This window comes from Bradyrhizobium sp. WD16, from assembly GCF_024181725.1.
Classification (GTDB): domain Bacteria; phylum Pseudomonadota; class Alphaproteobacteria; order Rhizobiales; family Xanthobacteraceae; genus Bradyrhizobium_A.
In genome coordinates this window covers 5,653,290-5,680,288 of sequence record NZ_CP028908.1, presented here as the reverse complement: position 1 = coordinate 5,680,288, position 26,999 = coordinate 5,653,290, and the positions used below count along the sequence as shown (strand labels likewise).

Sequence of the window (26,999 nt, the reverse complement as noted above, 5' to 3'; positions counted from 1 at the left end):
GCGGCGTCTCGCAATTGCCTACGTCCTTTGCGGCAAGCCCCTGCAGGCAATTGCAAGACTTAAGCCGCACCTGCTTTTTGATTTTGCCAGCCTCGCTTACGCGGCCGACCGGAGCGGTGTTCCGGCGTGGCGCGGGATCGAGACATAGACGACGGTGCCGCGGTCGATGCACGACCTCAGCCGCATCGAGCCGCCGTGCAGGCGGGCCAGCGACTTGGCGATGGCAAGGCCGAGGCCGGAGCCCGGATAGATCCTGGTGAGCTGGCTCTCGACCTGCTCGAACGGCCGGCCGAGGCGGGCCAGCGACTGGCTCGGAATGCCGATGCCGGTGTCGGCGATCATCAGGACGACGCGGTCATCGAGCGCGCGGCCGCGGACATGGACGCGGCCGCCGTCGGGGGTGAACTTGACCGCGTTGGACAACAGGTTGATGGCGATCTGCTTCATGGCGCGGCGGTCGGCGCTGACGGTGATGTCGCCTTCGATCTCTGAGGTGAGGGCGAGCTGCTTGGCCTGGGCGCGGCCCGACACCACCCGCAGCGATTCCGTCAAGGTCTGGCCGAGGTCGACCGGCTCGAGGTCGAGGGTCATGCGGCCGGCCTCGATCTTGGACATGTCGAGGATGTCGTTGATGACGTCGAGCAGGTAGCGGCCGCTGGTGAGGATGTCGCGGCAGTATTCCTGGTACTTGTCCGAGCCCAGCGTGCCGAACATGCCGGACCCCATGATCTCGGAGAAGCCGATGATGGCGTTGAGCGGCGTGCGCAGCTCGTGGCTCATATTGGCGAGGAACTTGGACTTGCTCTGGCTCGCTTCCTCGGCCCGGGTCTTTTCGTCGGCATAGTTGCGGGCGAGCTCGGCGAGCTCGCTGGCCTGGCGCTCCAGCGCCGACTGGGTGCGCTTGAGGTCGTCGACGGTGGCGCGCAGCCGCAGGTCGTTCTCCACCAGCTTCTGTTCGTGCTGCTTGATCTGGGAGATGTCGGTGCCGATCGAGACCGTGCCGCCGTCCTTGGTGCGGCGCTCGGAGATGTTGAACCAGCGGCCATCGTCGAGCTGGGCCTCGAAGGTGCGGGCGCCCGGCGCCAGCCCGTCGGTGTCGCGCAGCCGGCTGCGCACCTGCGGCATGCGGCCGACCTCGCTCACCGTCTCGACCGGCGTGCCCGGCACCACCGCCGAATCCGGCAGCTGGTGCAGGCGCTGGAAGTAGCTGTTGCACAGCACCAGGCGGTTGTCGGCGTCCCACAGCACGAAGGATTCCGGAATGGTCTCGATGGCGTTGCGCAGCCGCAGGTCGGCCTCGATGGTCCGTTCGGCGAGGCTCTTCTGCTCGGTGATGTCGACGGCGATGCCTATCAAATGGAGGTCGCCGTCGGCGCCGCTGGCGACCTCGCAGCGCACCCGCAGCCAGATCCAGTGGCCGTCGGCATGGCGCATGCGGAAGGCGTGGTCGATATGATCGGTCTCGCCGGCGACCAGCGCCTTGGCGGTGGCGAACAGGTCGATGTCGTCGGCATTGACCAGGGCGTTGACCTCGCCGAAGGCGAGCAGATCGCTGCGGCTGTCGAGGCCGAGCAGGGTGAACATCGACTGCGACCAGAAGATCCGGCCGCGGGAGAGATCCCAGTCCCACAGGCCGCAGCGGCCGCGGTTGAGGGCGGTGTCGATGCGGCTGCGGACTGCGTCGTTGATGATGTCGCCCTCGCGGGCGCGGGTCGACTGCCAGTGGAAGGCGAAGCCGAGGATCAGGACGACGAAGCCGGTGGTCGCCGACAGCGTGATGCTGAGCGCCGCGTCCGAGCGCCACGGCGCCTCGTTCTGCTCCTGCAGCACCAGCACCTCGCCGCCCAGGCTGTGGACCGGGTGCCGGGCGGCGAGCGCGCTGGCGCCGCCGAACAGCGTCAGTTCGGTGATCGGCGCGGCGTCGCCGTCGGCCGCGGCCGGCTTGATCGCCGCCATGGTCTGAAGGATGCCGGCGACGTCCTCGACACTGACGTTGATCGGCAGGTCGGCAAGCAGGCGGCGGTTCTCGCCGATGACGATGACGCGGCGGCCGCTGGCGATGCCCCAGGCCGGGACCAGTTCGGGCAACAGGCTGTTCAGGCGTTCGGCGGGCTGATCGAGCGCGGCGCGATCGGTGCGGGCGACGGCCTGGCGGTCGAGCCGCTCGGCCAACAGCTCGGCGAGGGCGGCGAGATCATGCTTGATGGCGCTGCGCTTCTGCCTCGACTGGTCGACGACCTGAACCACGGCGCCGATGCAGATGGTGACGAGGAAGGCGATGATCAGGGTCGGAACCGCGCGCCGCAGCGCCGGTTCGGCGATCAGCAGGCGGTGATAGGCCGGCTTTGCGATCGACTGCGCCAATCCCTTGATCGAATCGGATTGGACGCACGCGCTCGTCGCGTGTGCGTGCCCCATGCCAGTCCCCCGGATTTGACGAAGATCGAAGCGAACACCGACGCCAGCCGCGCTTCGAATCGAGGGCATTTGAATCCAGTTTTACGACTCTGTCGAGAGTCAACGATTCGTTAAGTCGAAAAAACTTGCTCTCGGAGAATCGAAGGGGATGGAACAGCCCGCTCGTGAGTCCGAAACAAGAACGCCGGTGCTGCGGCTTCAACGGGTCGCGAAGCGCCGCGTTCGCGCAACCATGGCTATCAAAGCGCCGGTTCAGCGTGACTGATGACGCGCTTCACTTCGGGGAATTCGCGCCGCAGATTGCGTTCGACCTCGTCGACGTGATTGTGCGCGTCGCTGACGCTCATCGACGGCGACGTCCGGCAATGAAAATTGACGATCTGTCCGTCCGCGGTGTCGCGGACGCGGACATTGTGGACGTCGTGAACGGCTCCATTGTCCGCCGCGAGGCGGGCGAGGGCGGCGGTGATCCGCGCAATCTGGCTCTCCGCTGCGTCGACGCCGTGGGGCAGTTCGGGCTCGAGCGGCTCGATATGGGTATCGACTTCCACATCGGGACCGAAATCGTCGCGGATTGCCTGTTCGAGCTGCTGGGTGATGGCGTGGGCCGCGTCGAGCGCCATCGCGCCATCAACTTCGAGGTCGATGCTGACGGTGAGGCGTTCGCCGAGATCGTGGACGGTGACGTGATGAATGGCGAGGCCGCGATTGCGTGCGATCACCATGATGCGCTCGCGCACGCTCTCGTTGTCGCGGGCGACCGGAACGGCAGTGAAGATCAGATCAGCGCTGCCGAGCGCCTTGCTGACAGCCGCATGGGCGTTCTGCTTGATGGTCTCGATCCGGTCGATCGAATAGGTGCGCGGCACCTTGACGATGGCGTCGATGAAATAGGTCGGACCGACCATGCGAACGCGCAGCCGCTCGATGTCGAGCACGCCGGAGACGGCGCGAATGGCGGCGTCGGCGGCTTCCGGAACGCCGTCCGGGGCTCGGTCGAGCAGCGTCTCGAGGGTCGATCGTGCCAGCCGCAGGCCGAGCAGCGCGATCATGACGGCGATGGCGATCGCCGCCGCCGCATCGCCCCAGGGGAAGCCGAAGGCGAACAGGGCGAGGCCGATTATCACTGCGACCGAGCCGAGCACGTCGGAAGCGAAATGCAGCGCATCGGCCTCGAGCGCCTGGCTCTGGGTCTCCCGCGCCGCCTTGTGCAGCGCCCGGGCGCGCCACAGGTTGACCGCAATGTCGAGCAGCAGGACGGCGAAGGGGAGTGCCGATACGCTGGCCGGCGCGACACCTTCGCGCAGCCGGCCGAACGCCTCGACGACGATGCCGCCGGCCAGCACATAGAGCATGGCGATAACGCCGAGCGCCGACAGGCTCTCCAGCTTGCCGTGGCCGTAATGGTGTTCCGCGTCGGCCGGCTTGTCCGAGACACGCACCACCGCCCAGGTGATGATGGTGGCGACGAGGTCGATCGAGCTGTGAACCGCTTCCGAAATCAGCGCGAGACTGCCGATGGCAATGCCGACGATGAATTTCGCCGCCGCCATGCTGGCGCTGGCGACGACGGAGATGGCGGCGACTCTGGTCTTTGACGGGCTGGCGACTTCCATGGCGCGGGGTTTATCAGGCTGCCGGCGCCGGTCAAACCCGCAAATCGGACCGCAGTCGGCCGCCCGGCGCTTATCCTTGTTGCGACTTAGTTGCGATTAAAATTGTTTCAGAAAAGCCGTCAGAACCGGATCACGATCTTGCCGAAATGCCGGTTGGCTTCCATCCGGGCGAAGGCGTCGGCGATCTCGTCGAAGGCGAAAACGCGATCGATCGGCAGCCGCAGCCGGCGCGCTTCCACGGCGGGCCAGAGATCGGCGCGAACCGCAGTGAAGATGTCCCGGATTTCCTCGATCGAGCGGCTGCGGAAAGTCACGCCGATGTAATGGATGCGCCGCGCCGCATGGGTGTCGAAATCGAAATCCGCATGGGCTCCGCCGAGGCGGCCGACATTGATGATGCGGCCGAGCACGCGGGTGGCGCGCAGGTTCTGGCTCGCGACCTTGCCCGAGATCTGGTCGATGACGAGATCGACGCCGCGCCCTGCGGTCGCCTCCAGCACCTTGTCGACCCAGCCGGGGTCGCTGGAATCGATGGTGAGGTCGGCGCCGAACTCGGTCAACCGGCCGCGGCGGCCGGGATCGGTCGAGGAGCCGATCACGAGCGAGGCGCCCTTGGCCTTGGCGATCTGCTGGGCCATCAGCCCGACACCGGCGCTCGCGCCCTGGATCAGCACCGATTGCCCGCTCTGCAAGGCGCCATTGGTCACGATCGCGTTGTGCATGGTGGTGAGGGCCAGCGGCAGGCTCGCCGCCTCCTCGAAGTCCATGCCGTCGGGAATTTTGAACAGGCGGCCGTGATCGGCCAGGGTGTATTCGGCAAAGGCCGCCTGGCCCGATCCCATGACGCGGTCGCCGATGCCGACGCCGCGCGCCTCGGGGCCGAGCGCCGCGACCTCACCCGCCCATTCCATGCCGAGTACGGCGCCGACGCCGCCGGCCGCACCATGGGCATGGCCTTTGGACATGCCGATATCGGCACGGTTCAGGCCGCAGGCTCTCACCCGCACCTGCACCTGGACCCCGGTCGGAGCCGGCTGCGGCACCTCGGCGATGACGGCGCCGCCGGCGCCAAAGACGAAGGCCTTCATGGCATTTCCTCGATCGTTTGATTGCGGTTCGATTATCGTCCGCCGCCGGCGCAGAGACCGCCATCGATGGTGATGATGACGCCGCTGGTATAGCCGGAGCGCTCGGAGGCGAGAAAGGCCATCATGTCGGCGATCTCGCGCGGCTTGGCCGGCCGGCCCAGTGGAAGGCCGGCGAGGATTTCGCGATAGCGGTTTTCGTCGCCGAAGCGGGCCAGGGCCTGCCGCCTGGACAGCGCCAGCACCCGGTCGGTGGCAACCGGGCCGGGATTGATGCCGACGACGCGAATGTTGTCGTTCAGGCTGCTGCCGCCGAGGGCACGGGTGAAGGCCATCAGCGCGGCATTGCCGGCACTGCCGACGATGTAATTGGCGTCGAAGCGCTCGCCCGCCGAGCCGATGTCGTTGATGATGACGCCGTGGCCGCGCCGCTTCATCCGGGCATAGATGAGGCGCGTCAGGTTGATATAGCCGAACACCTTGAGATCCCAGGCGTGACGCCAGGTCGCCTCGTCGACCGTCTCGAGCGAGCCGCCTGGAATGTCTCCGGCATTGTTGACCAGGATATCGACCTTGCCGGCGGATTCCGCCAGGGCGGCGAGATCGTCGGGCCGGCGAAGATCGACGGCATGCACCGTGACCTCGACCTCATGCGCATCCCGCAGCCGCCGCGCCAGCAGTTCCAGCGCTTCGGCGTTGCGCGCCGCGAGGTGCAGGTGACTGCCTTCCTCGGCGAACGCCTCGGCGGCGGCGGCACCGATTCCCTTGGAGGCGCCGGTGATGAGCACGCGCTTGCCGCGCAGATGAAGATCCATGGTCGCGGCCCCGGTGAGTGAGCCTCGACTGTGCCGCCCGTCCGCGGAAAAGTCCATGACGGCGTCGCCGGCGGGGAGGGCACGTGCCGCCGGTTCTGGATCAATTGACCGGCATCAGAGGCCGAAGCCGGCCGAGACGAGACGCAAGGCGATCGGCAAGACGTTCGATGGCGACCGGCGGGCCGCTCGCGCGGCGAAGGCCAGCGCCTTGCCGTAACTGCGGAAGCGCACGGCCTGTGCGGCGGCATAGGTGATGAGATGAATCGTTGCGGCTTCGCGCAGCTTCGTGAGCGCCGAGGCCGGCAGCCGCCCGATGATCGCCGCTTCGTCGAACACCCGTTCGGCAGCAGGCAGGAAATCGTCCGGCGACCGCTGGGTCGAGCTCATGGTATTGGCGGAGTGGACGCGGTAATCGAGCACGATCTCCGGCAGGAAGCGGAACCTGGCAACGGCGGCGAGCCGGCACCAGCAGTGCCAGTCCTCGCAGAAGCGCAGCGTCTCGTCGAAGCCGCCGACCCGGTCGAAAACGCATTTGCGGACGATCATGATGCCGCCGTTGACGATGAAATTCCCGGCGAGCAATGGTTCGAGCACATCGCCGGAGGGCTTGCGCCGGGCCTTGAGCAGCCGCCGGCGGCCGAGCGCGCGGCCCTCGGCGTCGATCCGGTCGTAGTCGCCATAGACGACATCCGCGTCGGGCGATGCCGCCGCCATGGCGCACAGGCTGGCGAGCGCGGCCTCGCGCAACAGGTCGTCGGCATCGAGAAACATCAGCCACTCGCCGGAGGCGAGGCGGGCGCCGGTGTTGCGTGCTGCGGAGACGCCAAGGCCCTGATTGCTCACCAGGCGGACGCGGCGATCGGGAACGTTCCTGACGATGGCGGCGGTGGCGTCGGCCGAGCCGTCGTCGACGACGATGATCTCGCCGAGCTCCTTGCCCTGGCTGGCGGCGCTGGCGAGCGTCGCGCCGATGAAGGGCGCCGCATTCCGTGCGGCTATGACGATCGAGACGGCCATCGTCGCCAATGTTCCTAGTGTCCTGTTTTCAACGTTCGTATCCCATTGCAGCAGGCGCTCATACGAACGTTGGAAACAAGGGGACACTAGCATCATTATGATTCTAGTGTGGTTTTGGATCTGACGCTCGTTTGAAGAACTCGCTGCAATACTGAAACGAGCGTCAGATCCACCACACTAGTGTCCCGTCTCCGAATTACCGCTTCGTTTGCCTCACCCTCGCACGGTCATTCGGAGACATCGGGACACTAGCGAAATCAAAAAGCTAGTGTGGCTTATGTCTCGCAATTGCCTATGAGAGGCTTGCCGCAAAGGTATAGGCAATTGCGAGACGCCACGCTAGTGCGCCAGCAAGGCGTTGATGGCGCGGGCGACGCGGCGGGGGCAGGTCTTATGCCGCAAGGCTTCGGTCCAGTCGATCATGCTCGCATTGACATCATAATCGCCGCGTTGGCCTTCGGGAATATCGCCGGTAACGATGCGGGCGATGAGGCCCGGCAATTCGCGATAGAAACGCTCGGAGCGATAGGGCGGGTGCAACGAGTAGAGGCCGAGGCCGCTGCCGAGGAAGTCGACGCGGCAGAGCTCGCGCGCGAGCAGCGTGTTGGTCATGGCCTCTTCCGCAGGCATGGTCGACGGCGACTGGTGAAACAGGCGGGCTCGCAGCCGGCGGCGCAGATCGGGACGCAGGATGTCGAAGCCTCCCGACATGGTATCGAAACGCTTCTGATTGAAGACGAAGATGCGCGTGCTGACGCTGTGGAAGCGGTAAGCGGGATAGGGTGCGGCGAGGCGTTTCGGCGCCGGCAGCGGCCGCGTGCCGGGCAGCGAGCCATGAAGGCCGCCGAGCGCGCCATCATGCCGGGGCGGACCGGGCAGGGGCCCCGCGAACAACGCCTCGGGGACCTTGTCGAACCATTCGAAGGCCTCGTCGAGCCAGCTCTGGCTGCCGCCGCCGAACAGCATGTCGCTGTCCATGTGAACGACGTAATCGGCGTCGGCCGTCATCAGGCCGTGGAAGTAGACGTGGAACGGGCCGCCGTCGAACGCCTTCTGCGGATAGGCGTCCGACCGGGGGAAGTAGCGCTGCCGGGCCGCATCCATGGCCCGTGGCGAATAGTCGACCTCGACGATCTCGACGCCGGAGCGCCGCGCCGCGAGTGCTTCCAGGTGGTGAAACAGCTTGCGGCGGTTGTCGTCATACAACGCATCGCGATAGCGGCCGCTGCGGCTCGGCCGGGTGTCGACGGTCAGCACGGTCCGCTCCACCTGGCTGCTCCAGGTGTCGAGCTGGTGATCCAGCGTCCAGACGGCGTGGCGCACGTCGGAGGGATGGAGATTGATCTGCAGGGTCGCTCGGCTGGTCATGCAAATGCACCCTAGTGTGGCGTCTCGCAATTGCCTATGCCCTTTGCGGCAAGCCCCTGTAGGCAATTGCGAGACATAAGCCACACTAGCACTTTGATTTTGCTAGTGTCCCTATGTCTCCGAATGACCGTGCGAGCGCGAGGCAAACGTAGCGGTAATTCGGAGACGGGACACTAGTGTCTTACGAGGTAAATTGATCGATGACGTCCATAAATGGTTTACGGCGGAAGTCCCGGTCGAGCGGCAGCGGGCGGTTGGGCAATCCGTCGCGACGCGGGTAGCTGTAGGGGATCCAGCTGTAACGGTCCGAAAGTCCCCAGGTCATCAGCATGTCGAGCGGTCCGCCGGCGGTGGCGGCCGACAGTACCGCGTCGACCTGCGAAGCGACGGCCTGGTCCAGCGCCGCGGCGGGCCCGGGGAGCTTCTGGTCGATGACGTCGAGTTCGGTGACGAGGCATTTGAGGCCGAGCCCGCGCATCTCGGCGACGAAGGCCGCCAGCCCCTCGCGGTCGACCGGCATTCCGCCGCGCAGATGGCATTGCAGGCCCACGGCGTGCAGCGGTGCGCCGGCGTCGAGCAACTGGTGAACGAGGTTGCGGAAGGCCGCGCGCTTGGTGCGGCAGCGCGTGTCACCGAATTCGACGTCGTATTCGTTGAGAACCAGCTCTGCCGCGGGATCGGTTCGCGCCGCGATCTTGAAGGCCAGGGGCAGATAGCGCTCGCCGAGATGGCGCGACCAGATCGTCGGACGGCGGTCGCCGACGCCGCGGACCGCATCCGGGATCGCCTCGTTGACGACGTCCCACGAGCGGACGGTGCCGCGATAGCGCGCCATCACCGTCTCGATATGCTCGGTCAGGACGCGCTCGGCCTCGGCGGCGTTCGCGATCTGGTTGGTCCAGTCGGGCATGACGGCGTACCACACCAGCGTATGCCCGCGCATGGCGAGGTTGTTCACCCGGGCGAAGGCGGCCAGCTCGTCGGCCTTGTCGAAAGCGAACTCGCCAGGTCGCGGCCGCAGGTCGCTCCATTTCATCTCGGTGACGGCAACGATGGCGTCGCAGGTGGCGGCGATCGCCTCGCCGAGCCTTGGATCGGCTTTCAGATCGGCCAGCGCCAGCGCGGCGCCATAAGGTGTCTTGCGGACCGGCCGGCCCAATGCCGGTCCGGACAGCGCGCCGGCCGCGCATAACGCGGCCGCGCCCCGGAGCAGTATGCCGAAATCGCGTCGGGTCATCGGCATGGGTCCTGTCCCGTCAAACGCCGGAATAGGTGTTGGCAGCTGGTACGCGCAGCCTGCGCAGCAGAACGCCGCAGGCGGCCGACGCCGTCGCTCTGACGCCGACGATATTGACCGTCAGCGCCGCCGCTGCATAGGCAGCGCCGCCGGCGGCGCTGACGATCACCAGCGAACAGAACCCGGCGCCGGGCGTGAGGCTTCGCGCGGCGTAGATCGCCACTGTCATGGCGGAGGCGCAGAGCACCACCTTGAACAGGCGCGCGGCGTCGAACGGCAGCGGAAAGGCTTGGCGCGTCAGCATGATGCCGAAAGCGAGGCCGCTGGCTTCGGCGAGCAGCGAGGCGTAGGCCGCACCCGGCAACCCGAATTGCCAGAGCATGGGGACCATCAGGATGACGCTCAGCACCAGCGTTGCCACGGACTGGATCAGCGGCAGCGCCGAGCGCTCGGCGAGCTGGAAGCTGATCTGCACATAGAACTGGTTGATCACCGCACACATGCGGGCGAGCGCAGCGATCGGCAGCAGCAGAGCTACGCTGGCGCGGAACTCGGCGCCGACCAGCGTTCCGGCGATCTGGTCGGACGCCATCACCAGCCAGACCACGACCGGCAGCACGACGGCCAGAAGAAGCTCCGCGTTCTCGTTCAGGCGCTCTCTCGTTGCGGCGAGGCCCTCACCGGTGAGACTGCGAAACACGACCGGGAAGGTCGCCGCGGCGACGCTGGAGCCGAGTATGACCAGGAACTGGCGCGGCAGTTCGGCGGCCACCCCGAAGTGACCGGCGGCGTCCGCCCCGAGAAAATAGGCCACCATCAGCCGGTCGACCGTGCTGTAGATCGCGACCGAGAGCCCGCCCAGCGACAGCGGCAATCCGTAACGGGCGAACTGCATCAGGTGGTCTCGATCGCAGGGGCCGCATTTCGAACCGTTGCTCGCCACGTTGAGAATGCAGCCGATCATGTAGCTGCTGCCCACCGCCGTCAGCAGGCCGACGCCGCCCCATCCCGCCGTTACCGCGAGGAGGCCGAGCGCCAGGCCGAAGGCGGCACGCACGATCGCCACGGTCGCGAATTTCAGCGGCCGCAGGTTGGCGCGCATGAATTCCTGGGCAATCTCGAACCCGCCATTTGCCACCGCGGTGAGGACGGCGGCGGCGAGAATGCGGGTATCGATCTCGGGAAAGAAGATGTGGACGAGGGGGGTGACCACGACGACGGCGGCGAAGGTGAGGCCATAGGCGACGGCGGCGGTCCCGCTGAAGTCGACCGAGGCAAGGGATGCCTGGTAGCGCGAGACCGACAGCCGGATCCAGACGAAGAAAATGCCGAAGAAGATCCCGGCGATGCTCATGCCGACAATGTAGAGGCCGTATTCGGCCGGGCTGAGCAGGCGCGTGTAGAGCGTGATCGCAACGAAGCCGATCAGGGCGGGCAGCAGATGCGCGATCAGATAGACCGAGAAGTGACGGTTCAGCATGGGCTCAGCACAGGGCCGGAGGCGTTTCGGACGAGGCGAGAAGCCGGGCCGGCGTGGGTCTTCCGTTCATGGCGCCGACCGACGGCGGCGCGACCGCACCCTCCGGTGACCGGCGTGCGGCGGCGCGCCGGCCTGCGAACCAGCGGCGGGCGAGGCGGTCGAGTTCGGGATGGCGGCGCAGCCACTGCACGGCGCCGCTGCGTGTCGCGCTGGGCAGCGCGCGCCAGTTCAGGGCCGTGACGTTGTCCACCAGCGGAATGGTGTCGACACCGAAGCGGCGCTTGTAGTCGTAGTCGCCGATGCCGAAGTCGAACTCGCGGCAGCCGACACCGTGAAGGTGGGCCATGCTGCGTTCGATCACGAGGCGGCCCGGCGAGCAATTCGACCACGCCGCCCCGGCATGGCTGATGCGGATCATCACGAAGCGGGCCGCGTCGCGAATTCCGAGCAGCGCCGCAATGACGTCGCCATTGCAGGCGAGTGCCGTCATGACGACGTCGCCCGATCCCAGGCCGGAGGCAATGAGCTCGCGGTAGAAGGTGCGGGGCCCGCTGCGGTCGAGAATGTAGACCTGGCCGAGTTCAGTCATGCGCGAGCTCTGCTGGCGCTCCATCACGGCAAGAGTGTCCAGCGCCTCGTCGACATCGGTGATGCGGCGGAAGGCGGCGTTCTCGTGACGCATGAACACCCGCCAGCAGCGCTCCAGATCCTTGCGCGCCGAGCGACCGCGCGAATGGCGCCAGGCGTCGTAATCATCGCCTGTGGTGACGATATTGCCGTCGACGGCGCAACGCGCGACGTATGGCAGCAGCGCGAGCGGATTGGGACGTCCGCCGAGCGCGACCGGCATTTTCTTGAGTTCGACGAAGTCGACGTCATCGAGCCCGGCGGCCACGAGCGCGCGCCACAATCGTTCGGCGCCGACTTCGTCGTCCGGGGCCGCGGGGCCGAGCAGCGGCGCGTTGTAGTCGGTGAGATCGCAGTCGGCAAACTGGGCGATACGCAAACCGCGCCGGGAGCGCACGATCAGCGGCAAGGCGACGGCGAGCCGGCCGTCGGCACGGTCGCGGGCGACGATGATGCGCGGTTCGATTTCCTGGGCGGAGGCGAAGGCGCCATACCAGGCGTCGAGCCAGAACCGGTGCTGGAATGGCCCCGTGACGGCCTCGGTACCCATCGCGCTCCAGACCGGTGCGAACGCAGCCCAGTCCTGCACGACCTCGACGCGATAGTCCGCTGGCGTCCGCGTTTTGGCGCCCGGATGGCCGTCGGCGATCATGCTGGTCGGCTTGGTCCGGCCGGACGGCTGGTGCCCCCACGGCAGCGCCCGGGTGGCGCCCCGGCCGGTGAACACCGCCTTGCTGATCACGCTCACTGCTCCTTCACTGGACAGGCTGTCTCGTTTCGGCGCGCCCGCCGTCCCGTCGAGGGACGGTTCGGGCCCGCTCGGGGCAGGATGTGCAAGGGCGATGCCGGCGTGGTGACCGCTCGCCCCTGCTCAGATCCTGGCGCGGTATGGCTGTGGCCGGATCCCGATCAGCGCAAGCAGGCTGCCGCTCGCCACCAGGACGGGATGAACGGCCATGAGCCAGCTTCCGCCCTGCCGCACCATGCGGCCGGCTCTCACCAGCGAATAGGGCCATAGCACCGCCATCTTGCAGGCGAAGCGGAACCTTGCCGCGGGCGTCCGTTGAAGTCCGCGCTGGCTGAGGTAGTTGATGGCGCCGATGCGGACGCCACGGCCGGCGATCCAGGACAGGCGGGTGCGTTCGGGCGGGACGGTTTCGACGACGGTTGCTTCGGCGACCCAGTAGAAGCGCAGGCCGGCGGCGCGGCCGCGGCCGAAGAAATCGGTATCGCCGCCGCCGAGAAAGTTGAATCGCAGATCGAACGATGGAGGGGCCAGGCTTTCAAACACGCTGCGCCGGATCAGGCAGTTGCCGCTGCCATAGATCGTCGGCACCGGTCCCGTGACGGCATAGGCCGGGCAAAAGACAGGATGCTGTGCGAGATGATCCCTGCCGTCGCTGAAGCGGGGATAGACCGGTCCGCCGACGATATCGGCGCCACTGGTTCGTGATGCCTCGACCATCCGTTCGAGCCAGTCCGGTGAGGCGATTTCGTCGTCGTCGATCATCAGGAAGGCGTCGGCCTGCGGAAAGGCGGCGCGAGCCGTCTCGAAGGCGGCATTGATGGCGCGACAGTTGCCCTGCCGAGGCTCCAGGACGCAGAGACCCGGAATGCCGGAGAGCATCAGGAAGTGGTGCGCTTCGACGATACTCGCACGCCCCTCGGCGTCGTTCTCGGCGACGACCACGGCGAAGCGCACGGAGGTGACCTGCCGTTCGAGGGAGTGGAGCGTTGCGCGCAACTGGGTCGGGCGGCGGAATGCCGGGATGCACACCACGGCCTCGACCTGCTGGTCGAGCCGTTCGCTGCTCGCGACGATTTCGCGACCGACGATGGCAGCTGCGGTCTTGACGGCGATGAGAGATAGCGCCGTCTCCAGCCTTTCGGCCTGCGCGCGGTCGCGGGACAGGTCTGTCCCAACATGGGATGAGGTGGTCCGTGCCAGGGCAGATTGCGTGGTCATCCCGACCTCATTGCCAAAATCGAGCCAGCTCTATCCGGCGGCAAGATCCGTGAATTCGAGCAGGTTTGGCCGAGACTCCGCCGTCAACGGCATGGATCGCGGGGCGTTAACCACGGTCCGCGCCTGGCCGGCGGCTGGCGCAGCCCCGGCACCGATTTTGCTCAATGTGTCTGCGGACGTGCCGATCGCTTCACAGGCGGACGCGCCGATAAGCGATCCGGGCCGGCGACCGGCTGGGGGGGGGCGACGTATCGGGAAAGGGCCGAGCAATGGTGGCGAACTGGAACTCAAGTATGCCGATCGACCTGAGCTGCGTTGCAGTGAGGTTGTCGTCCGTCGAGGCGTCCGCGCGCCGGCACGCCGAGACGGGGTATCTTGCGGTTCTGCCGCCCGGCGAGGCGAGAGATAGCCTGAAGCAGGCTCACGACGTGCTGCAGCGAGTGCTGCCGTCGTCGGCACCGACGATCTACGAGGCCGGCGGCGGGTCGACGAGCTTCCTGCCGCCGTCGGTGCTGGCGCGGGCCGACATCACCGTCGTCGACATCGACGAGGTGCAACTCACCAATAACGGCTATGCCCGGCGCAAGATTCTCGGCGACATCCAGGCCTGTCGCTTTCCGCGCGACAGCTTCGACCTGATCATCTGCGACAACGTGATCGAGCACCTTTCCGAAGTCGAGCGGGCGTTTCGGCGCTTCAACGAAGCGCTTCGTCGCGGCGGGCTGATCATGATCGGCGCGCCCAATCCGAACTCCCTGTCGGGCTTCGTCACGCGCGTCACGCCACACGCCTTCCACGTCTGGTACTACCGCAACATCATGGGCGTCGCCGGTGCCGGCAAGCCTGGCGAGCCGCCGTTCCCGGTTCATTTCCATCCGCTGGTCGAGCCGGAGCGCCTGAAGCGCTTCGCTCGCAGCCTCGGCTACGAGGTTCTCTATGATCGCATCTACGAGTCGCCACGATATCCCGAGTTGCGCGTCGGCAAGCCCGCTTTCGGCAAGCTGCTCGACGTTGCGGCGTCGGTCAGCAACGCGTTCCTGTTCAACACCAAGGATGTCAGGCGTGGCGATTACCACCTCATTCTTCGCAAGCTCTGAGGCTGCCGGGACGACCTGGTCGGTGCTTCGCGATCGGCTGTCGCATCGCCTGGCGATGCACGTGCCGATGGCGGGCGCGCAGCTCGCCAATCCGCGGCCGATGGTCAGTTTCACCTTCGACGACGTGCCGCACAGCGCGGCAACCGTCGGAGCCGCCGCGCTCGAGGCCTATGGCGCGCACGGGACGTTCTATGTCTCCGGCACGCTCGTCGGCGAGCGCGACAAGTTCTGGCAGCACGCCACGGCGGCGCAACTCGCGGATCTTCATGCGCGGGGTCATGAGCTTGGCTGCCATACCTATTCGCACATCAGGGCCAGCGATCTCGATCCGACGACGCTCGAGGCCGAGATTGCCCGCAATCGCGCCTGTTTCGAAGAGCTGGTGCCCGGCGCGAGGCTGGCCAATTTCGCGTTTCCCTATGGTGTCGGCACGTTCCGCGGCAAACGGCAGCTGGCGCAGCATTTCCGGACCAGCCGCAGCATCGTTCCGGGTATCAATCGCGGTCGGGTCGACCTGCAGTTTCTCAAGGCGGTGCCGTTGATCGACCGCGAGATCGATCGCGCCCGGCTCGACGACCTGATGGATGCGGCTGTCGCCGACAACGGTTGGTTGATCTTCTTTGGCCACGACGTCTGTCGCCGTCCGAGCGCCTATGGCTGCTCGGAGGCGCTGCTCGATCACGCCCTCAAGGGCGCAAAGCGCCGCGACCTCGCCATCGTCAGCGTTGCGGAAGGGCTGCAGGCAGCGAGGATTTAAACCGTTTCTTCGTTCTTTTGATGGAAAGTTAAGAGATCGGTAAGGTTAAGAGTTTGTCAATGGTCGTCCGTTGCAGAGGACTTGAGATCCGCGGCGTAAACAGCTCCGCGGCGACCCGGCGCATTCCTTGCCATGAGCAGGGAGTGTTGCGCTGATGCTGGCCTATGACCTGGCCCCGGCCGATCCTGCTGCGCCGGCGGAGCAGCGGGGAGCACCGGCGCTCGCCGGCTTCAACCTGCTCGACCTCGTTCTGCTGCTGTGGCGGCGACGCTATCTCATCCTCGGCGCAGGGCTCGGCTGCGCCCTCGCGGGATTGATCGTCGGCAAGAGTCTGGCTCCGAAATACATCGCCACGGCGCAGCTCTACGTCGATCCGCGGGAGCTGCAGCTGGTCGACCGCGAACTGGCGCCGCGGACCCAGGACGCCGCCAACCTGCCGATGGTCGTCGAGAGCCAGGCGCGTCTGATCACCTCGAGCAGCGTTCTCCTGCGCGTCGTCGACAGCGCCCATCTGGAGGATGATCCCGAATTCGGCGGCGGCCAGTCCGCTGGCCTGCTCGCCGGCCTGACTCGTCTGGTCTCGTTCGGCGGTACCGGCGGTGCGGACCGAGACCTGCGCACAGGAGCGCTGGAAGCGCTCACCAAGCATGTCAACGTCAAGCGCACCGACCGCACGTTCATCGTCGATGTCGATGTCTGGTCACGGGATCCGGTCAAGGCGGCGAAACTCGCCAATGCGGTGGCCGCGGCCTATCTCGCCGAGGCTTCCAACGTCCAGTCGTCGTCGGCGCGGCGCGCCACCGTCGACCTCTCGGCACGGCTCAAGGAGCTCGAGCAGCGGCTGCGCGCCGCCGAGAATGCGGTGGCGGCCTACAAGGCCGAGAACAATTTCGTCGGCACCCAGGACACCTCGGTGACCGACCAGCAGCTCTCGGAAATGAATGCCAAGCTCAGCACGGCACGTGCGGCGACCCTCGACGCCCAGGCCCGCTACGACCAGATCACCGAAACCATCCGCGCCAGCGGCGACGGCGGCGCCACCGCCGAGGCGCTGCGCTCGCCGACGCTGGCCGGCCTGCGGACCCAATACGCCGAAGCGCGCCGGCGGCAGGCGGAGCTCGCCAACGAACTCGGGCCGCGCCATCCTGCGATCCGGTCGATGGATACGCAGGTCGCGGACCTGAAGAAGAACATCAACGAGGAGATCGCCCGCTTCGCCCAGGCGGCCAAGAACGACCTGATTCGCGCCCGCGACTACGAGAACGGGCTCTCCCGGGCGCTCGATGGCCTCAAGCGCCAGAGCATGAACATGACTAAGGCTTCGGTCCGGCTGCGCGAACTGGAGCGCGACGTCGAGGCGAACCGCGGCGTCTATCAGGCCTTCCTGAAGCGGTCGCGCGAGACCGAAGAGCAGGAGCGCCTCAACACGTCGACCGCGCGCGTCACCAGCGAGGCCAATATCCCCCAGCGGCGGAGCTTTCCACCCGGCATGGCGCTATTGATGCTCGCCGGCCTGCTGTTCGGCTCGGGAGGGAGCATCGCGGCGATCGTGCTGCTCGACCGGTTGCGTGCCCTGACGGCGCCGGCGCCTGTGACGCAGACGGTCTCGGCACCGTTGCAGGCAGCCGGGCTGCCGCACGTGATGCTCAAGCAGGAGACGCCGGTTGCCAGTGCGGCGCTGCCGCCGCGCGATAAGCCGCTGATCATGCGGCTGCAGTCGGAAGAGGTCTATCCGCGCAATGCCGACAGCTCTGGCCAGGGCGCCGTCGATCTCAACCGGATCGGCTGGCCGACCCTTCGGATCGGCGGTCCGGCCGGCGCCTTCGCCGAGGCCATGCGGGAGATCCGCGTCGTCGCCGCCAGTCGTACCTCGATGCGTCACGCGCCGTTGCTGGCGGTGATCGGCACGCGCGGCGATGCCAGCCGTTCGGTCACCGCCCTCAACGCGGCGCTCGCCGCGGCCCATGACGGTTTCGATGTGCTGCTGATCGACAGCGATCTGCCGCAGGGCGGGTTGTCGCAGCGACTTCAGGCGTTCCGTCCGACGCGCGACGCCGGGCTGCCGACGCCGAGCGGATTGGGCTCGCCGATCGAAACCCTCAACCGCGTCACCGTGCTGCCGCTGGGCTCCGGCGCGGAGCCGGCGCTGATGGCGGAAGCCGAGCGGATGATCGCCGAGCACGCCCGCGCGACCACCGAATGCGGCCTCATCATCCTCGACGGGCCGGCGGCCCCTTTCGCCGACTGGGACCGCAGCATCCTCGACTTCGCCGACGGGTTGCTGGCCGCCCTGCCGGCCCAGGTCGACATCAATGCCGCCATGGAGGGTCTGCTGGCGGCTCTGGGGAGCGACGCGCGCAAGCTGTTGGGTGTCGTGATCAACGAAATCGATGGCCCCGGCGCCGGCGTAGTGCAGGAATGCGAATATGCTTGAACGACGAAAGAACCCGGTCGGTCGCGCCGCGACCGCCGACATTCCGCGCGTGCTGCTGGGCGGCTTGCGGCTAGGCGTGCTGGACATGGAGAAGACCGCCGACTTCATGATCGGCGCGGCGCTGCGCCGCCACGAATTCGGCCGGCCGCTCTATCTGACGTCGGCGAATGGCGAGGTTCTGGCCCGCTGCGCCACCGATCCGGACCTCGACGGTCTCTTCCGCGCGGCGGATCTGATCAGCGCCGACGGCCAGCCGTTGGTCATGGCGTCGCGCTGGCGCACGGCGTGCCCGCTGCCCGAGCGGGTCGCCACGACCGATCTGTTTCACGTCGTCGCCGACAAAGCCGCAGCCCGCGGGCTGACGTTCTACATGTACGGCGCGAACGATGCGGAGAACCGCGCTGCGGTCGCCAATGTGCGCCGGGCGCATCCCGGTCTGCGCATCGTCGGTCATTGCCACGGCTATCTCACCGGCAAGGCGCTGGAGGACAAGGTCGACGAAATCAATCGCCTCAAGCCGGATTTTCTCTGGATCGCCCTGGGCGTACCCGGCGAACAGCGCTTCGTGACGAGATTCACCGACCGGCTCGGCGATGTCGGGGTGATCAAGACCTCTGGTGGTCTGTTCAATTTCCTGTCAGGCAGCCGCTCCCGGGCGCCGAGATGGATGCAGGCGACCGGCCTCGAATGGGCGTGGCGCATCGCCCTCGAGCCGCGCCGCCTCATCTGGCGCTATGCGACGACCAATCCACGTGCCATGTATCTGTTGTTGACGCGCTCCGGGGAAGCGGCCTTCGCCCGGCGCCCCTGACGTCATGACGGCCGGCACGGAGTGGTTCGAACATGCAGAATGTCCTGGTCACCGGAGGCGCCGGCTATATCGGAGCGCATTGCTGCAAGGCGCTCGCCGAGGCCGGCTTCACCCCCGTCAGCTACGATAATTTAACCACGGGCCATCGCGATTTCGTGCGCTGGGGGCCCCTTGTCGAAGGCGACATCGGCGATAGGCAAAAAATTGCCGATACCGTCAGGGACCATCAGGTCGTGGCTGTGATGCATTTCGCCGCCTGCAGCCTGGTCGGTGAATCCGTCGTTGATCCGCAGAAGTACTATCTCAACAACCTGGCCGGCACCCTGGCGCTGCTTGCCGGCTTGCGCGAAGGCGGCTGCAGCCGCTTCATTCTGTCCAGCACCGGCGCGGTCTACGGCGAGGTGCCGAGCGGCCTGATCAGCGAGACACTCGACTGCAAGCCGATCAATCCCTACGGCGCCTCGAAGTGGATGGTCGAGCGCATCATCGCCGATTATCGTGCGGCTTACGGCCTGTCGGCGTTCTGCCTGCGCTATTTCAACGCCTGCGGCGCCGACCCCTCGGGCGTGATCGGCGAGTTGCGCGATCCCGAGACCCATCTCATTTCGCGGGCGATGATGGCGCTCCAGGGCCATGCGCCGGACTTCGCCATATTCGGCGACGACTATCCGACCCCCGACGGCACCGCGATCCGCGATTACATCCATGTGACGGATCTCGCCGCGGCCCATGTCCTGGCGCTGCGGCTGCTGCTCGAAGGTCACGCCGGGGGCAGTTTCAATCTCGGCACTGGGTCGGGCTTCTCTGTGAAGCAGGTGCTGGCCGCGATTGCCGCGGAGACCGGCCGCGCCGTGCCGTGGACGATCAGGCCGCGCCGGCCGGGCGATCCCGCCGAACTGGTGGCGGATCCGAGCCGGGCGCGCGAGACCCTCGGCTTCGTGGCCCGTCATTCGGATCTCGCGACCATCGTGCGGTCGGCATGGGCCTGGCATCAGCTCGCCCATCCGGCGCAGAGCTGAGCCGCCATATTCTCGGACCGGGCGCCGTATAGATCGTTGCGGGCATGAAGCTGTTCATCTTCGGTCTCGGCTACACCGCGGGTTTCATTGCACGCGACGCTCTCGCGCGCGGCGACGCCGTCGCGGCGAGCGTGCGAACGCGCGCCAAGGCCGAAGCGCTTGCCGGCTCCGGCCTGCAACTGCACCTGTTCGATGGCCGCAACCATGACGCAACACTCGCCCGCGATCTCGCAACCAGCGATGCCGTGCTGGTGTCGGTGCCGCCGGACGACGACGGCGATCCGGTGTTGCGGGTCTATGGTGACGATCTCGCCGCGGCGCCGTCGCTGCGCTGGATCGGCTATCTTTCCACGATCGGTGTGTATGGCGACCGGCAGGGCGGCTGGGTCGACGAAGCCAGTCCGCCGACGCCCGGCGAGGAACGGTCGCGCCGGCGGCTCGCCGTCGAACAGGCATGGCTCGCCTTCGGCCGCGACCGGCGAGGTCCGGTGCAGGTCTTCCGCCTTGCCGGCATTTATGGCCCGGGCCGCAACCAGCTCGATCAGCTCGCGGTCGGGACGGCGCGTCGTATCGTCAAGCCCGGCCAGGTCTTCAACCGCATCCACGTCGACGACATCGTCCAGACGGTCGCCGCCTCGCGGCGGCAGCCGCGCGCCGGCGCGATCTACAACGTTGTCGATGACGAGCCGGCGCCGCCGCAGGACGTCGTCGCCTATGCCGCCGGTCTCTGCGGCGTCGCAGCGCCGCCCGAAATTCCGTTCGCGCAGGCGGAGCTCAGCCCGATGTCGCGCAGCTTCTTCAGCGAGAGCAAGCGCGTCCGCAGCCGTCTGCTCTCCGTCGAACTCGGCGTCAGGCTGCGCTATCGGAGCTACCGCGAGGGGCTTTCGGCGCTGCGCGCGGCCGGCGAGGGGCCGCACTGAAGCGCGGCAGCCGGCGAAAGGGCCGACATTGTCAGCGCCGCCCAAGGGAGCTATGGAATCGGCAGGACCGCATGGAAAAGTGACGATGACGGATGAATTCCCCGACCGCCTCTCGGTTGATCCGAAAAGCCCTTACTACAACGCCGAAATCCTGGCCCGCGACATCGGTATCCGCTTCAAGGGCGTCGAAAAGGACAACGTCGAGGAGTACTGCGTCAGCGAGGGCTGGGTCCGGGTTCCGGTCGGCACGGCCAAGGACCGCTTCGGCAATCCGATGACCGTCAAACTGTCCGGGACGGTCGAACCCTATTTCCGCGATCGCAGCTGAGGCCGCCATGGCTCTCGCGGTCACGGGGCTCGATCATCTCGTCGTCAATGTCGCCGATGTAGAAGTTTCCGCCGCGTGGTATGCGCGCGTCCTCGGCATGGTCCGGCAGGATTTCAATCCAGGGCAGGGCAAGGCGCAGCGGGTGTCGATGGTGTTCGGTCAGCAGAAGATCAATCTGCGGCCGGCCCTGGCCGATACGGTCGAATGGTTCACTGCGCGTCACGCCAAGGCCGGCAGTGATGATCTCTGCTTCCTGACCACGGCAACGCCCGAGGCGGTGGTTGGGCATCTTCAGAGCTGCAGCGTCGCGATCGAGGAGGGGCCCGTCGCCAAGCAGGGCGCCCGCGGCGTCCTCACCTCCGTCTATTGCCGCGATCCCGATGGCAGCCTGATCGAGATCGCGTCCTATCGGGCCTGAAGATCTCGATCCCCGGCTCGCCTCGCCGGGGATGTTTCACCAAGTCGGCAACAGGCCGCAAAGGCCGATGACAGAACAGGGAGGAAGAATCTATGCGCGCCTACGCCGTCCAACCGGTCTGCGAGCCTGTGCAGGCGATCGACGTCGCCGATCCGTAGCCCAAGGGATCCGAGGTCGTGGTCGAGGTGACCCGTTGCGGAGTTTGCCACAGCGATCTGCATCTTCAGGAGGGGTTCTACGATCTCGGCGGCGCGCGCCTTCGAACTTCGCCAACCGGAGCGCGATCAATCGATCGCGCTCCGGAGCGTCGATGGTGCCTCGCTCAGTCAGCGATGCCGGCCAGCGACAGCACGGTGTGGAGCAGCACGTTGGCACCGGCGGTGCAGTCCGCCTGGGTGGCGTCTTCCAGCTCGTTGTGGCTGACACCGTCCTTGCAGGGCACGAAGATCATTGCCGCCGGCATCACGTTGGCGAGATTGCAGGCGTCGTGACCGGCGCCGGATGTGATACGGCGATGGGAATAGCCGAGCGCCCTGGTCGCCGTCTCCACCGCGTCGACCAGCTTCCCATTGAAATGGGTCGGCAGCTTGCGCCACACCTGCGTCAGCTCGACGGCCACGTTGCGGCGCGTCGCGATTGCCGCGATCTTCTCGCGCACGGCCTCGTCGAGACGATCGAGGACGCCGGCATCGGCGCTGCGCAGGTCGAGAGTGAAGGCGAGATCGCCCGGCACCACGTTGCGCGAAGGATGGCTGATCACGGCCTCGCCGATGGTGCCCACCGCATTCGGACCGAGTGCGGTCGCTAGCGCCTCGACCGCGAGAACCACCTCGCTGAGCGCGGCGAGGCCGTCGCGACGAAGCGGCATCGGCGTCGCACCGGCATGGCCGGCGAAGCCTGTGACCACGCCGTCATACCAGATGACACCCTGGCCATGCTCGACCACGCCGATGGTCTTGCCTTCGGCCTCGAGGATTGGCCCCTGTTCGATGTGCAGCTCGACGAAATTCTGCAGCTTGACGGCGCCGACCGCTTCCTTGCCGCGATAGCCGATGGCGTCGAGGGCCTCGCCGACGCTGATGCCGTCGGCGTCGCGGCGCGACAGGATGTCCTCGGTGGTGAAGTCGCCGGCATAGGCCGCCGAGGCCATCATCGCCGGCGCGAAGCGTGAGCCTTCCTCGTTGGTCCAGTCGATGATGCACAGCGGCGCATCGGTGGTGATGCCGGCATCATTCAGCGTCCGCACCACCTCCAGGGCGGAGAGGGTGCCGAGGATGCCGTCGAACTTGCCGCCGGTCGGCTGGGTGTCGAGGTGCGAGCCGAGCCCGACCGGATCCATGGTCATGTCGCGCCCCGGCCGGATGGCATAGAGGGTGCCGAGCGTATCCACATGCACCGTGCAGCCAGCGGCTTCGCAGGCCGCGCGAAACCAGTCGCGCACCTTCTGGTCCTCGGGGCCGAGGGTCAGGCGGCGCACGCCGCCCTTGGGCGTGGCGCCGAACTGCGCGGTTTCGTGGATCGTGCCCCAGAGCCGGTCCGAATTGATCTGCAGGTTCGAGGCGCTGTGAGCCATGAAGAATGAGTCCCTTACGTCCTTAAGCAATCCCGGCGTCCTGCCGATTAGCACCATTTGCCGCCGCCGCGAAGCCATGCGCGGTCGGACCGCGATGACGGCCGTGGGGGTCGCATCCGGCCTGCGGATGGTGCTAAGCTGCGCCCCCCGTTGAGAACGACAACAAGATCCGGGAGGGAGGGAATGGCGCCGGGGATCGCGTGGGCGCTGCTGGCCGCGTTATCCGCGGTCGTCTTCGGCCGCGCCAGTGCGCATTCGCAGGCTGCCGACTATCCGACACATCTCGTCAGGGTCATCGTTCCGTTCGGGGCCGGCGGCCCGGCCGACGTTGCCGCGCGACTGATCGGCAAGTATCTGCAGGATCGTTTCAAGCAGCCCTTCGTGGTGGAAAGCCGGCCCGGCGCCGGCGGCGTCATCGGCACGCTCGAGGCGGCGAGATCGCCGGCGGACGGCTACACGCTGCTGATGATGTCGAACACCCAGACCGCGAATGAGACCCTGCTGCCCGACCGGAATTATCAGCTGATGCGCGATTTCGTCGCGGTGGCGCCGGTGAATTCCTCGGACCTCGTCATCGTGGTCCATCCGTCGGTCCCGGCGACGACGCTGCGGCAGTTCATCGCGCTCGCGAAGAGCCGGCCCGGCACGCTCAACTACGCTTCCTCCGGTACTGGGACGCCCTATCACATGGCCGGCGAACTCTTCAAAGCCATGACCGGCGCCGACATCGTCCATGTGCCTCACCGCAACAGCGGCGAAGCCCGCAACAACATCATCGGCGGCCAGGTCGAGATGATGATCGACGCTGTCACCGTCATGGCGCCCAATATCGCCGCCGGTCAGGTCAGGGCGCTTGCCACCACCGGCAAGACCCGCACCAGCGTGCTGCCGGACGTACCGACCGCCGACGAGGCCGGCGTCCCCGGCTACGAGGCAACGATCTGGCTCGGCATCGTGGCGCCGGCGGGAACGCCGAAGCCGGTCGTCGAGGCGCTGAACGTGGCCATCCGGGATGCCGTGACGCAGCCTGAGGTCCGGGCGCAACGGGCGGCCCAGGGCGCTGCGCCGATGGTGATGACCACGGCCGAGTTCGATCGCTATCTGCGCGGCGACATCATCAAGTGGGCGGGGATCGCCAGGCTCTTCGTAAAGACAGCCCGTTGAGGCGGGTGCGGAATGCCGCGAACGTCACCGCATGGGCGAAGTGATTCTGTTCAGCGCCGGAGCCACCCAAGGCGTCGCCGCGAGGCCCGCGCCGGCTTTCGGGCGCCAGACCGGCTTCGAGATCGCGTGTCGGATCAGCGGCGCAGCACCAGGCGGGGCAGGTTCGCCACGGCAAGCGCCACCCAGAAGGCCAGAAGATTGACGACGAAATCCTCGATCCTGGCATGGCGCCCCGGCGCCCAGAGCTGCAGCAGCTCGATTACGCCGATCAGGGGGATCGCCGCGAACACTAGTTCCATGCGGCGTTCGGCATAGCCGAGGCCAAAGGCGGCGCCGAGCAGGACGAAGGCGAAGGCATGCTCGGTGTCGTGGCCGAACGAGCTCTGCGGCCGCAGGCTCGGCGAACCAAGGGTCGCCAGAACGATGGCGGCGAACAGCAGCCAGGCGGCGAGGCGGAACAGTCTGGTCATGCGATGCGTGTCTCCCGTTACACCCGCACCGCGCTGGTGAATCGATCGTCGCCGCCGAACACCCGCAAATAGCGCGCAATCTCCTCCGGGTCGCCGGTGGCCTTCTCGGTGTTGTCCGAGAGTTTCACCGCAGGCCGACCATTCACCGAGGTGACCTTGCAGACGAGCGAGATCGGGTCAAGGTCCGCCGCGCCGTCCGGCGTGCAGCCGATAAAATCATTGGTGAGATTGGTACCCCAACCGAAACTGGTGCGGACGCGGCCGTGGAAATGACGATAGGTCCGCTCGATGCTGTCGACATCCATGGCGTCGGAAAAGATCAGGATCTTGCGACTGGGATCGCGGCCCTTGTCGTTCCACCACCGGACGATCTGCTCGCCGGCGACGATCGGCGGGGCGCTGTCCGGCCGGAAACCGGTCCAGTCGGCGACCCAGTCCGGCGCATCGCGCAGAAAGGCGGTGGTGCCGAAGGCATCGGGAAGGGCGATCAGGAGGTTGCCGGCATACATCTGCCGCCAGTCGTCGAGCACTCGATAGGGCGCGACCCGCAATTCCTCGTCACTGTTGGCGAGGGCGGCGGAGACCATCGGCAACTCGTGGGCATTGGTGCCGATCGCTTCGAGATCGTTGTCCATGGCGAGCAGCACGTTGGAAGTGCCGGTAAAGGAATTGCCGAGGCCCTCCTTGACGGCCTCGACGCACCAGCGCTGCCAGAGAAAGCCGTGGCGGCGGCGGGTTCCGAAATCCGACAGCAACAGCCCGTCGAGCTGTTTCAGCCGTTCGACCTTGGTCCACAGCTTGGCCTTGGCGCGGGCATAGAGCACGTCGAGGGCGAAGCGGCCGTGTCCCTTCATCGCCTGGCGCGAGCGCAGCTCGTTGACGATGGCGAGCGCCGGGATCTCCCACATGCTGGTGTGGGTCCAGGGGCCCTCGAAATAAAGTTCATACTGGCCGTCGACCTTGCGCAACTCGTACTCCGGCAGCCGGAAATCGACCAGCCAGGCCAGGAAGTCCGACGAGAACATCTGGGCCTTGCCATAGAAGCTATTGCCGGCCAGCCAGATGTGTTCCTTCTTCGACAGCTGCACGGTGCGCGCATGGTCGAGCTGAGCGCGCAGTTCCTTCTCGTCAATCACCTCGGCGAGGCGGACGTGCTTGCTGCGATTGATCAGCGAAAAGGTGACGTGGACGTCCGGATACATCTTCCGGATCATCTGCAGCATCAACAGCTTGTAGAAATCGGTGTCGAGAAGGCTGCGGATGATCGGGTCGAGCCGCCAACCGTGGTTATAGGTGCGGGTGGCAATGTCGGTGACGGTCATTGATGTCTGCTAAGGCCCCGGCGGCAAGGTCGGGCGGCGAGGGCCGCCCTGGTTCCATTTAGTCTACCCGACCCTGTCCGCCCTGCCTATACCGCCGATCCGCCGGGTTTCAATGGATCTCGGCCGACCGGGTCAGGGCCTCCTTGAGCCGCTCCAGCGTGAAGTCGCGGCTGCGCGCAACTTTGAGGATGACCTCCTCGCGGCGGCTGCACAGATCGACCGCCGCGGGCAGCTGCGCGGCATGCTCGAAGGGAATGACCACGGCGCCGTGGCGATCGGCGTGGATCAGGTCGCCGGAACGCACCGTCATGCCGGCGACGTTGACCGGCTCGCCGAACGCCGTGACGTGGACATAGGCGTGGGACGGGCCGACCGAGCCGGCCAGTGCCTGGAAGTCCGGCGCCCATTGCGGGATGTCGCGGATGGAGCCGTCGGTGATCACCCCGCGGCAGCCAAGCGCCTTGTGCACCGCACTATTGACCTCGCCCCAAAAGGCGCCGTAGCCGACGCTGGCGCCATCGAGATCCTGGATGACGCTGATGCGCGGACCGGCACCGGTGCCGACATATTCGTAATAGGCGGAGCGGCGGGCGCGCTGCTCGGCTGCGGGCAGTTCCGACGCCGAGGTCGCGCGGATCGTGGCCGTGCGGGCATAGCCGACGATCGGCGGCAGATTGGGAAACGGGCAGACCAGCGGCTTGACCGTGTAGCCGTTCAGCCGCCGGGATGGCGCGACGATTTCCAGCGCATTGCAGATCGTGGGCGTGTCGAAATGGGTGAGGGCTTGCAGCACGGCGGCGGGCAAGGGTTCGGCGGCGTGGGTCACGTTGCAGTCTCCGCATGAACGAGACGCGGCAGACTGCCCGTTCGTCACGGCTGCAGCAAGGTCGAGCGCGCCGCAGCACGGCGGGTGGCACAGAGATTGCGCAATGTGCCCTGCGCGTACGGTGGTTGCTGGCCCGCCTGCGCTGGGTTAGCAGAAGAAACCTGGTGGAGAGGATTTGGCATTGGCGACGCGGCGGGACGAGGGCGCGTCAAGCGAAGCTAAAATCCTCGA

At 66.8% G+C, this 26,999-nt stretch carries 23 protein-coding genes; 9 read left to right on the top strand and 14 right to left on the bottom strand.

Features of this window, described 5'->3' with window-relative positions; all coding sequences use genetic code 11:
- Positions 1 to 96: 96 nt before the first annotated feature.
- From DB459_RS26230 to DB459_RS26185, 10 genes are all read right to left on the bottom strand, one after another.
- On the bottom strand, positions 97 to 2,418 hold the full coding sequence (locus DB459_RS26230; protein ID WP_253710027.1) for a PAS domain-containing sensor histidine kinase: 2,322 nt from the start codon (positions 2,416 to 2,418) through the stop codon (positions 97 to 99).
- Positions 2,419 to 2,657: 239 nt separating this feature from the next.
- Positions 2,658 to 4,034, bottom strand: coding sequence for a cation-efflux pump (locus tag DB459_RS26225; RefSeq protein ID WP_253710023.1), 1,377 nt, complete (start codon positions 4,032 to 4,034; stop codon positions 2,658 to 2,660).
- Between the two features lie 119 nt (positions 4,035 to 4,153).
- Positions 4,154 to 5,122: a zinc-binding dehydrogenase gene (locus DB459_RS26220; RefSeq protein WP_253710017.1), complete on the bottom strand. Its 969-nt coding sequence runs from the start codon at positions 5,120 to 5,122 to the stop codon at positions 4,154 to 4,156.
- A gap of 32 nt (positions 5,123 to 5,154) precedes the next feature.
- Entirely contained in the window at positions 5,155 to 5,934 is a 780-nt protein-coding gene (locus tag DB459_RS26215; protein WP_253710013.1) for an SDR family oxidoreductase, read from the bottom strand.
- A gap of 114 nt (positions 5,935 to 6,048) precedes the next feature.
- Positions 6,049 to 6,951, bottom strand: a complete 903-nt coding sequence (locus DB459_RS26210) for a glycosyltransferase (RefSeq protein ID WP_253710009.1) — start codon at positions 6,949 to 6,951, stop codon at positions 6,049 to 6,051.
- A gap of 339 nt (positions 6,952 to 7,290) precedes the next feature.
- Entirely contained in the window at positions 7,291 to 8,319 is a 1,029-nt protein-coding gene (locus DB459_RS26205) for a glycosyltransferase family 2 protein (protein WP_253710005.1), read from the bottom strand.
- Between the two features lie 181 nt (positions 8,320 to 8,500).
- Positions 8,501 to 9,562 (bottom strand): endo-1,4-beta-xylanase, encoded by a 1,062-nt coding sequence (locus DB459_RS26200; RefSeq protein WP_253710002.1) that lies wholly within the window; start codon positions 9,560 to 9,562, stop codon positions 8,501 to 8,503.
- A 13-nt stretch (positions 9,563 to 9,575) separates the two neighbouring features.
- On the bottom strand, positions 9,576 to 11,036 hold the full coding sequence (locus DB459_RS26195) for a lipopolysaccharide biosynthesis protein (protein ID WP_253710000.1): 1,461 nt from the start codon (positions 11,034 to 11,036) through the stop codon (positions 9,576 to 9,578).
- Between the two features lie 4 nt (positions 11,037 to 11,040).
- A complete protein-coding gene (locus tag DB459_RS26190) occupies positions 11,041 to 12,405 on the bottom strand; it encodes a GNAT family N-acetyltransferase (protein WP_253709998.1) in 1,365 nt (454 codons plus the stop codon).
- A gap of 129 nt (positions 12,406 to 12,534) precedes the next feature.
- Complete coding sequence (locus DB459_RS26185) at positions 12,535 to 13,629, bottom strand: glycosyltransferase family 2 protein (RefSeq protein WP_253709995.1); 1,095 nt, start codon at positions 13,627 to 13,629, stop codon at positions 12,535 to 12,537.
- Between the two features lie 293 nt (positions 13,630 to 13,922).
- Here DB459_RS26185 and DB459_RS26180 point away from each other — a divergent pair, with 293 nt between their 5' ends.
- The 8 genes from DB459_RS26180 to DB459_RS26145 all read left to right on the top strand — a co-directional run bounded on the left by DB459_RS26180 (position 13,923) and on the right by DB459_RS26145 (position 21,413).
- Positions 13,923 to 14,726, top strand: coding sequence for a bifunctional 2-polyprenyl-6-hydroxyphenol methylase/3-demethylubiquinol 3-O-methyltransferase UbiG (locus DB459_RS26180; RefSeq protein WP_253709993.1), 804 nt, complete (start codon positions 13,923 to 13,925; stop codon positions 14,724 to 14,726).
- Positions 14,692 to 15,483 carry a polysaccharide deacetylase family protein gene (locus DB459_RS26175; protein ID WP_253709990.1) on the top strand — a complete coding sequence of 264 codons (792 nt, stop codon included), beginning with the start codon at positions 14,692 to 14,694 and terminating at the stop codon, positions 15,481 to 15,483. Before DB459_RS26180 ends, DB459_RS26175 begins: the two co-directional genes overlap by 35 nt.
- Positions 15,484 to 15,637: 154 nt before the next feature.
- Positions 15,638 to 17,917: an exopolysaccharide transport family protein gene (locus DB459_RS26170; RefSeq protein ID WP_253709987.1), complete on the top strand. Its 2,280-nt coding sequence runs from the start codon at positions 15,638 to 15,640 to the stop codon at positions 17,915 to 17,917.
- A complete protein-coding gene (locus DB459_RS26165; RefSeq protein WP_253709984.1) occupies positions 17,910 to 18,728 on the top strand; it encodes a WecB/TagA/CpsF family glycosyltransferase in 819 nt (272 codons plus the stop codon). Before DB459_RS26170 ends, DB459_RS26165 begins: the two co-directional genes overlap by 8 nt.
- Positions 18,729 to 18,760: 32 nt before the next feature.
- The gene (galE, locus tag DB459_RS26160; protein ID WP_253709981.1) at positions 18,761 to 19,747 is read left to right on the top strand and encodes a UDP-glucose 4-epimerase GalE; all 987 of its coding nucleotides are present in this window, start codon (positions 18,761 to 18,763) and stop codon (positions 19,745 to 19,747) included.
- A 44-nt stretch (positions 19,748 to 19,791) separates the two neighbouring features.
- Positions 19,792 to 20,667: an SDR family oxidoreductase gene (locus DB459_RS26155; RefSeq protein WP_253709978.1), complete on the top strand. Its 876-nt coding sequence runs from the start codon at positions 19,792 to 19,794 to the stop codon at positions 20,665 to 20,667.
- Positions 20,668 to 20,752: 85 nt separating this feature from the next.
- Positions 20,753 to 20,995, top strand: coding sequence for a DUF3297 family protein (locus DB459_RS26150; RefSeq protein ID WP_253709976.1), 243 nt, complete (start codon positions 20,753 to 20,755; stop codon positions 20,993 to 20,995).
- A 7-nt stretch (positions 20,996 to 21,002) separates the two neighbouring features.
- Positions 21,003 to 21,413, top strand: a complete 411-nt coding sequence (locus tag DB459_RS26145) for a VOC family protein (RefSeq protein ID WP_253709973.1) — start codon at positions 21,003 to 21,005, stop codon at positions 21,411 to 21,413.
- Positions 21,414 to 21,735: 322 nt separating this feature from the next.
- Here DB459_RS26145 and DB459_RS26135 read toward each other — a convergent pair whose 3' ends face one another.
- Entirely contained in the window at positions 21,736 to 22,986 is a 1,251-nt protein-coding gene (locus DB459_RS26135; protein WP_253709970.1) for a Zn-dependent hydrolase, read from the bottom strand.
- Between the two features lie 183 nt (positions 22,987 to 23,169).
- Here DB459_RS26135 and DB459_RS26130 point away from each other — a divergent pair, with 183 nt between their 5' ends.
- Positions 23,170 to 24,150 (top strand): tripartite tricarboxylate transporter substrate binding protein, encoded by a 981-nt coding sequence (locus DB459_RS26130; protein ID WP_253709966.1) that lies wholly within the window; start codon positions 23,170 to 23,172, stop codon positions 24,148 to 24,150.
- A gap of 134 nt (positions 24,151 to 24,284) precedes the next feature.
- On the opposite strand, the gene DB459_RS26125 is transcribed toward DB459_RS26130, so the two are convergent.
- From DB459_RS26125 to DB459_RS26115, 3 genes are all read right to left on the bottom strand, one after another.
- Positions 24,285 to 24,620, bottom strand: a complete 336-nt coding sequence (locus DB459_RS26125) for a VanZ family protein (protein ID WP_253709963.1) — start codon at positions 24,618 to 24,620, stop codon at positions 24,285 to 24,287.
- Between the two features lie 17 nt (positions 24,621 to 24,637).
- Positions 24,638 to 25,942 carry a nicotinate phosphoribosyltransferase gene (gene pncB, locus DB459_RS26120; protein ID WP_253709960.1) on the bottom strand — a complete coding sequence of 435 codons (1,305 nt, stop codon included), beginning with the start codon at positions 25,940 to 25,942 and terminating at the stop codon, positions 24,638 to 24,640.
- A 109-nt stretch (positions 25,943 to 26,051) separates the two neighbouring features.
- Positions 26,052 to 26,768 carry an RraA family protein gene (locus tag DB459_RS26115; RefSeq protein ID WP_253709957.1) on the bottom strand — a complete coding sequence of 239 codons (717 nt, stop codon included), beginning with the start codon at positions 26,766 to 26,768 and terminating at the stop codon, positions 26,052 to 26,054.
- Between the last annotated feature and the right edge of the window lie 231 nt (positions 26,769 to 26,999).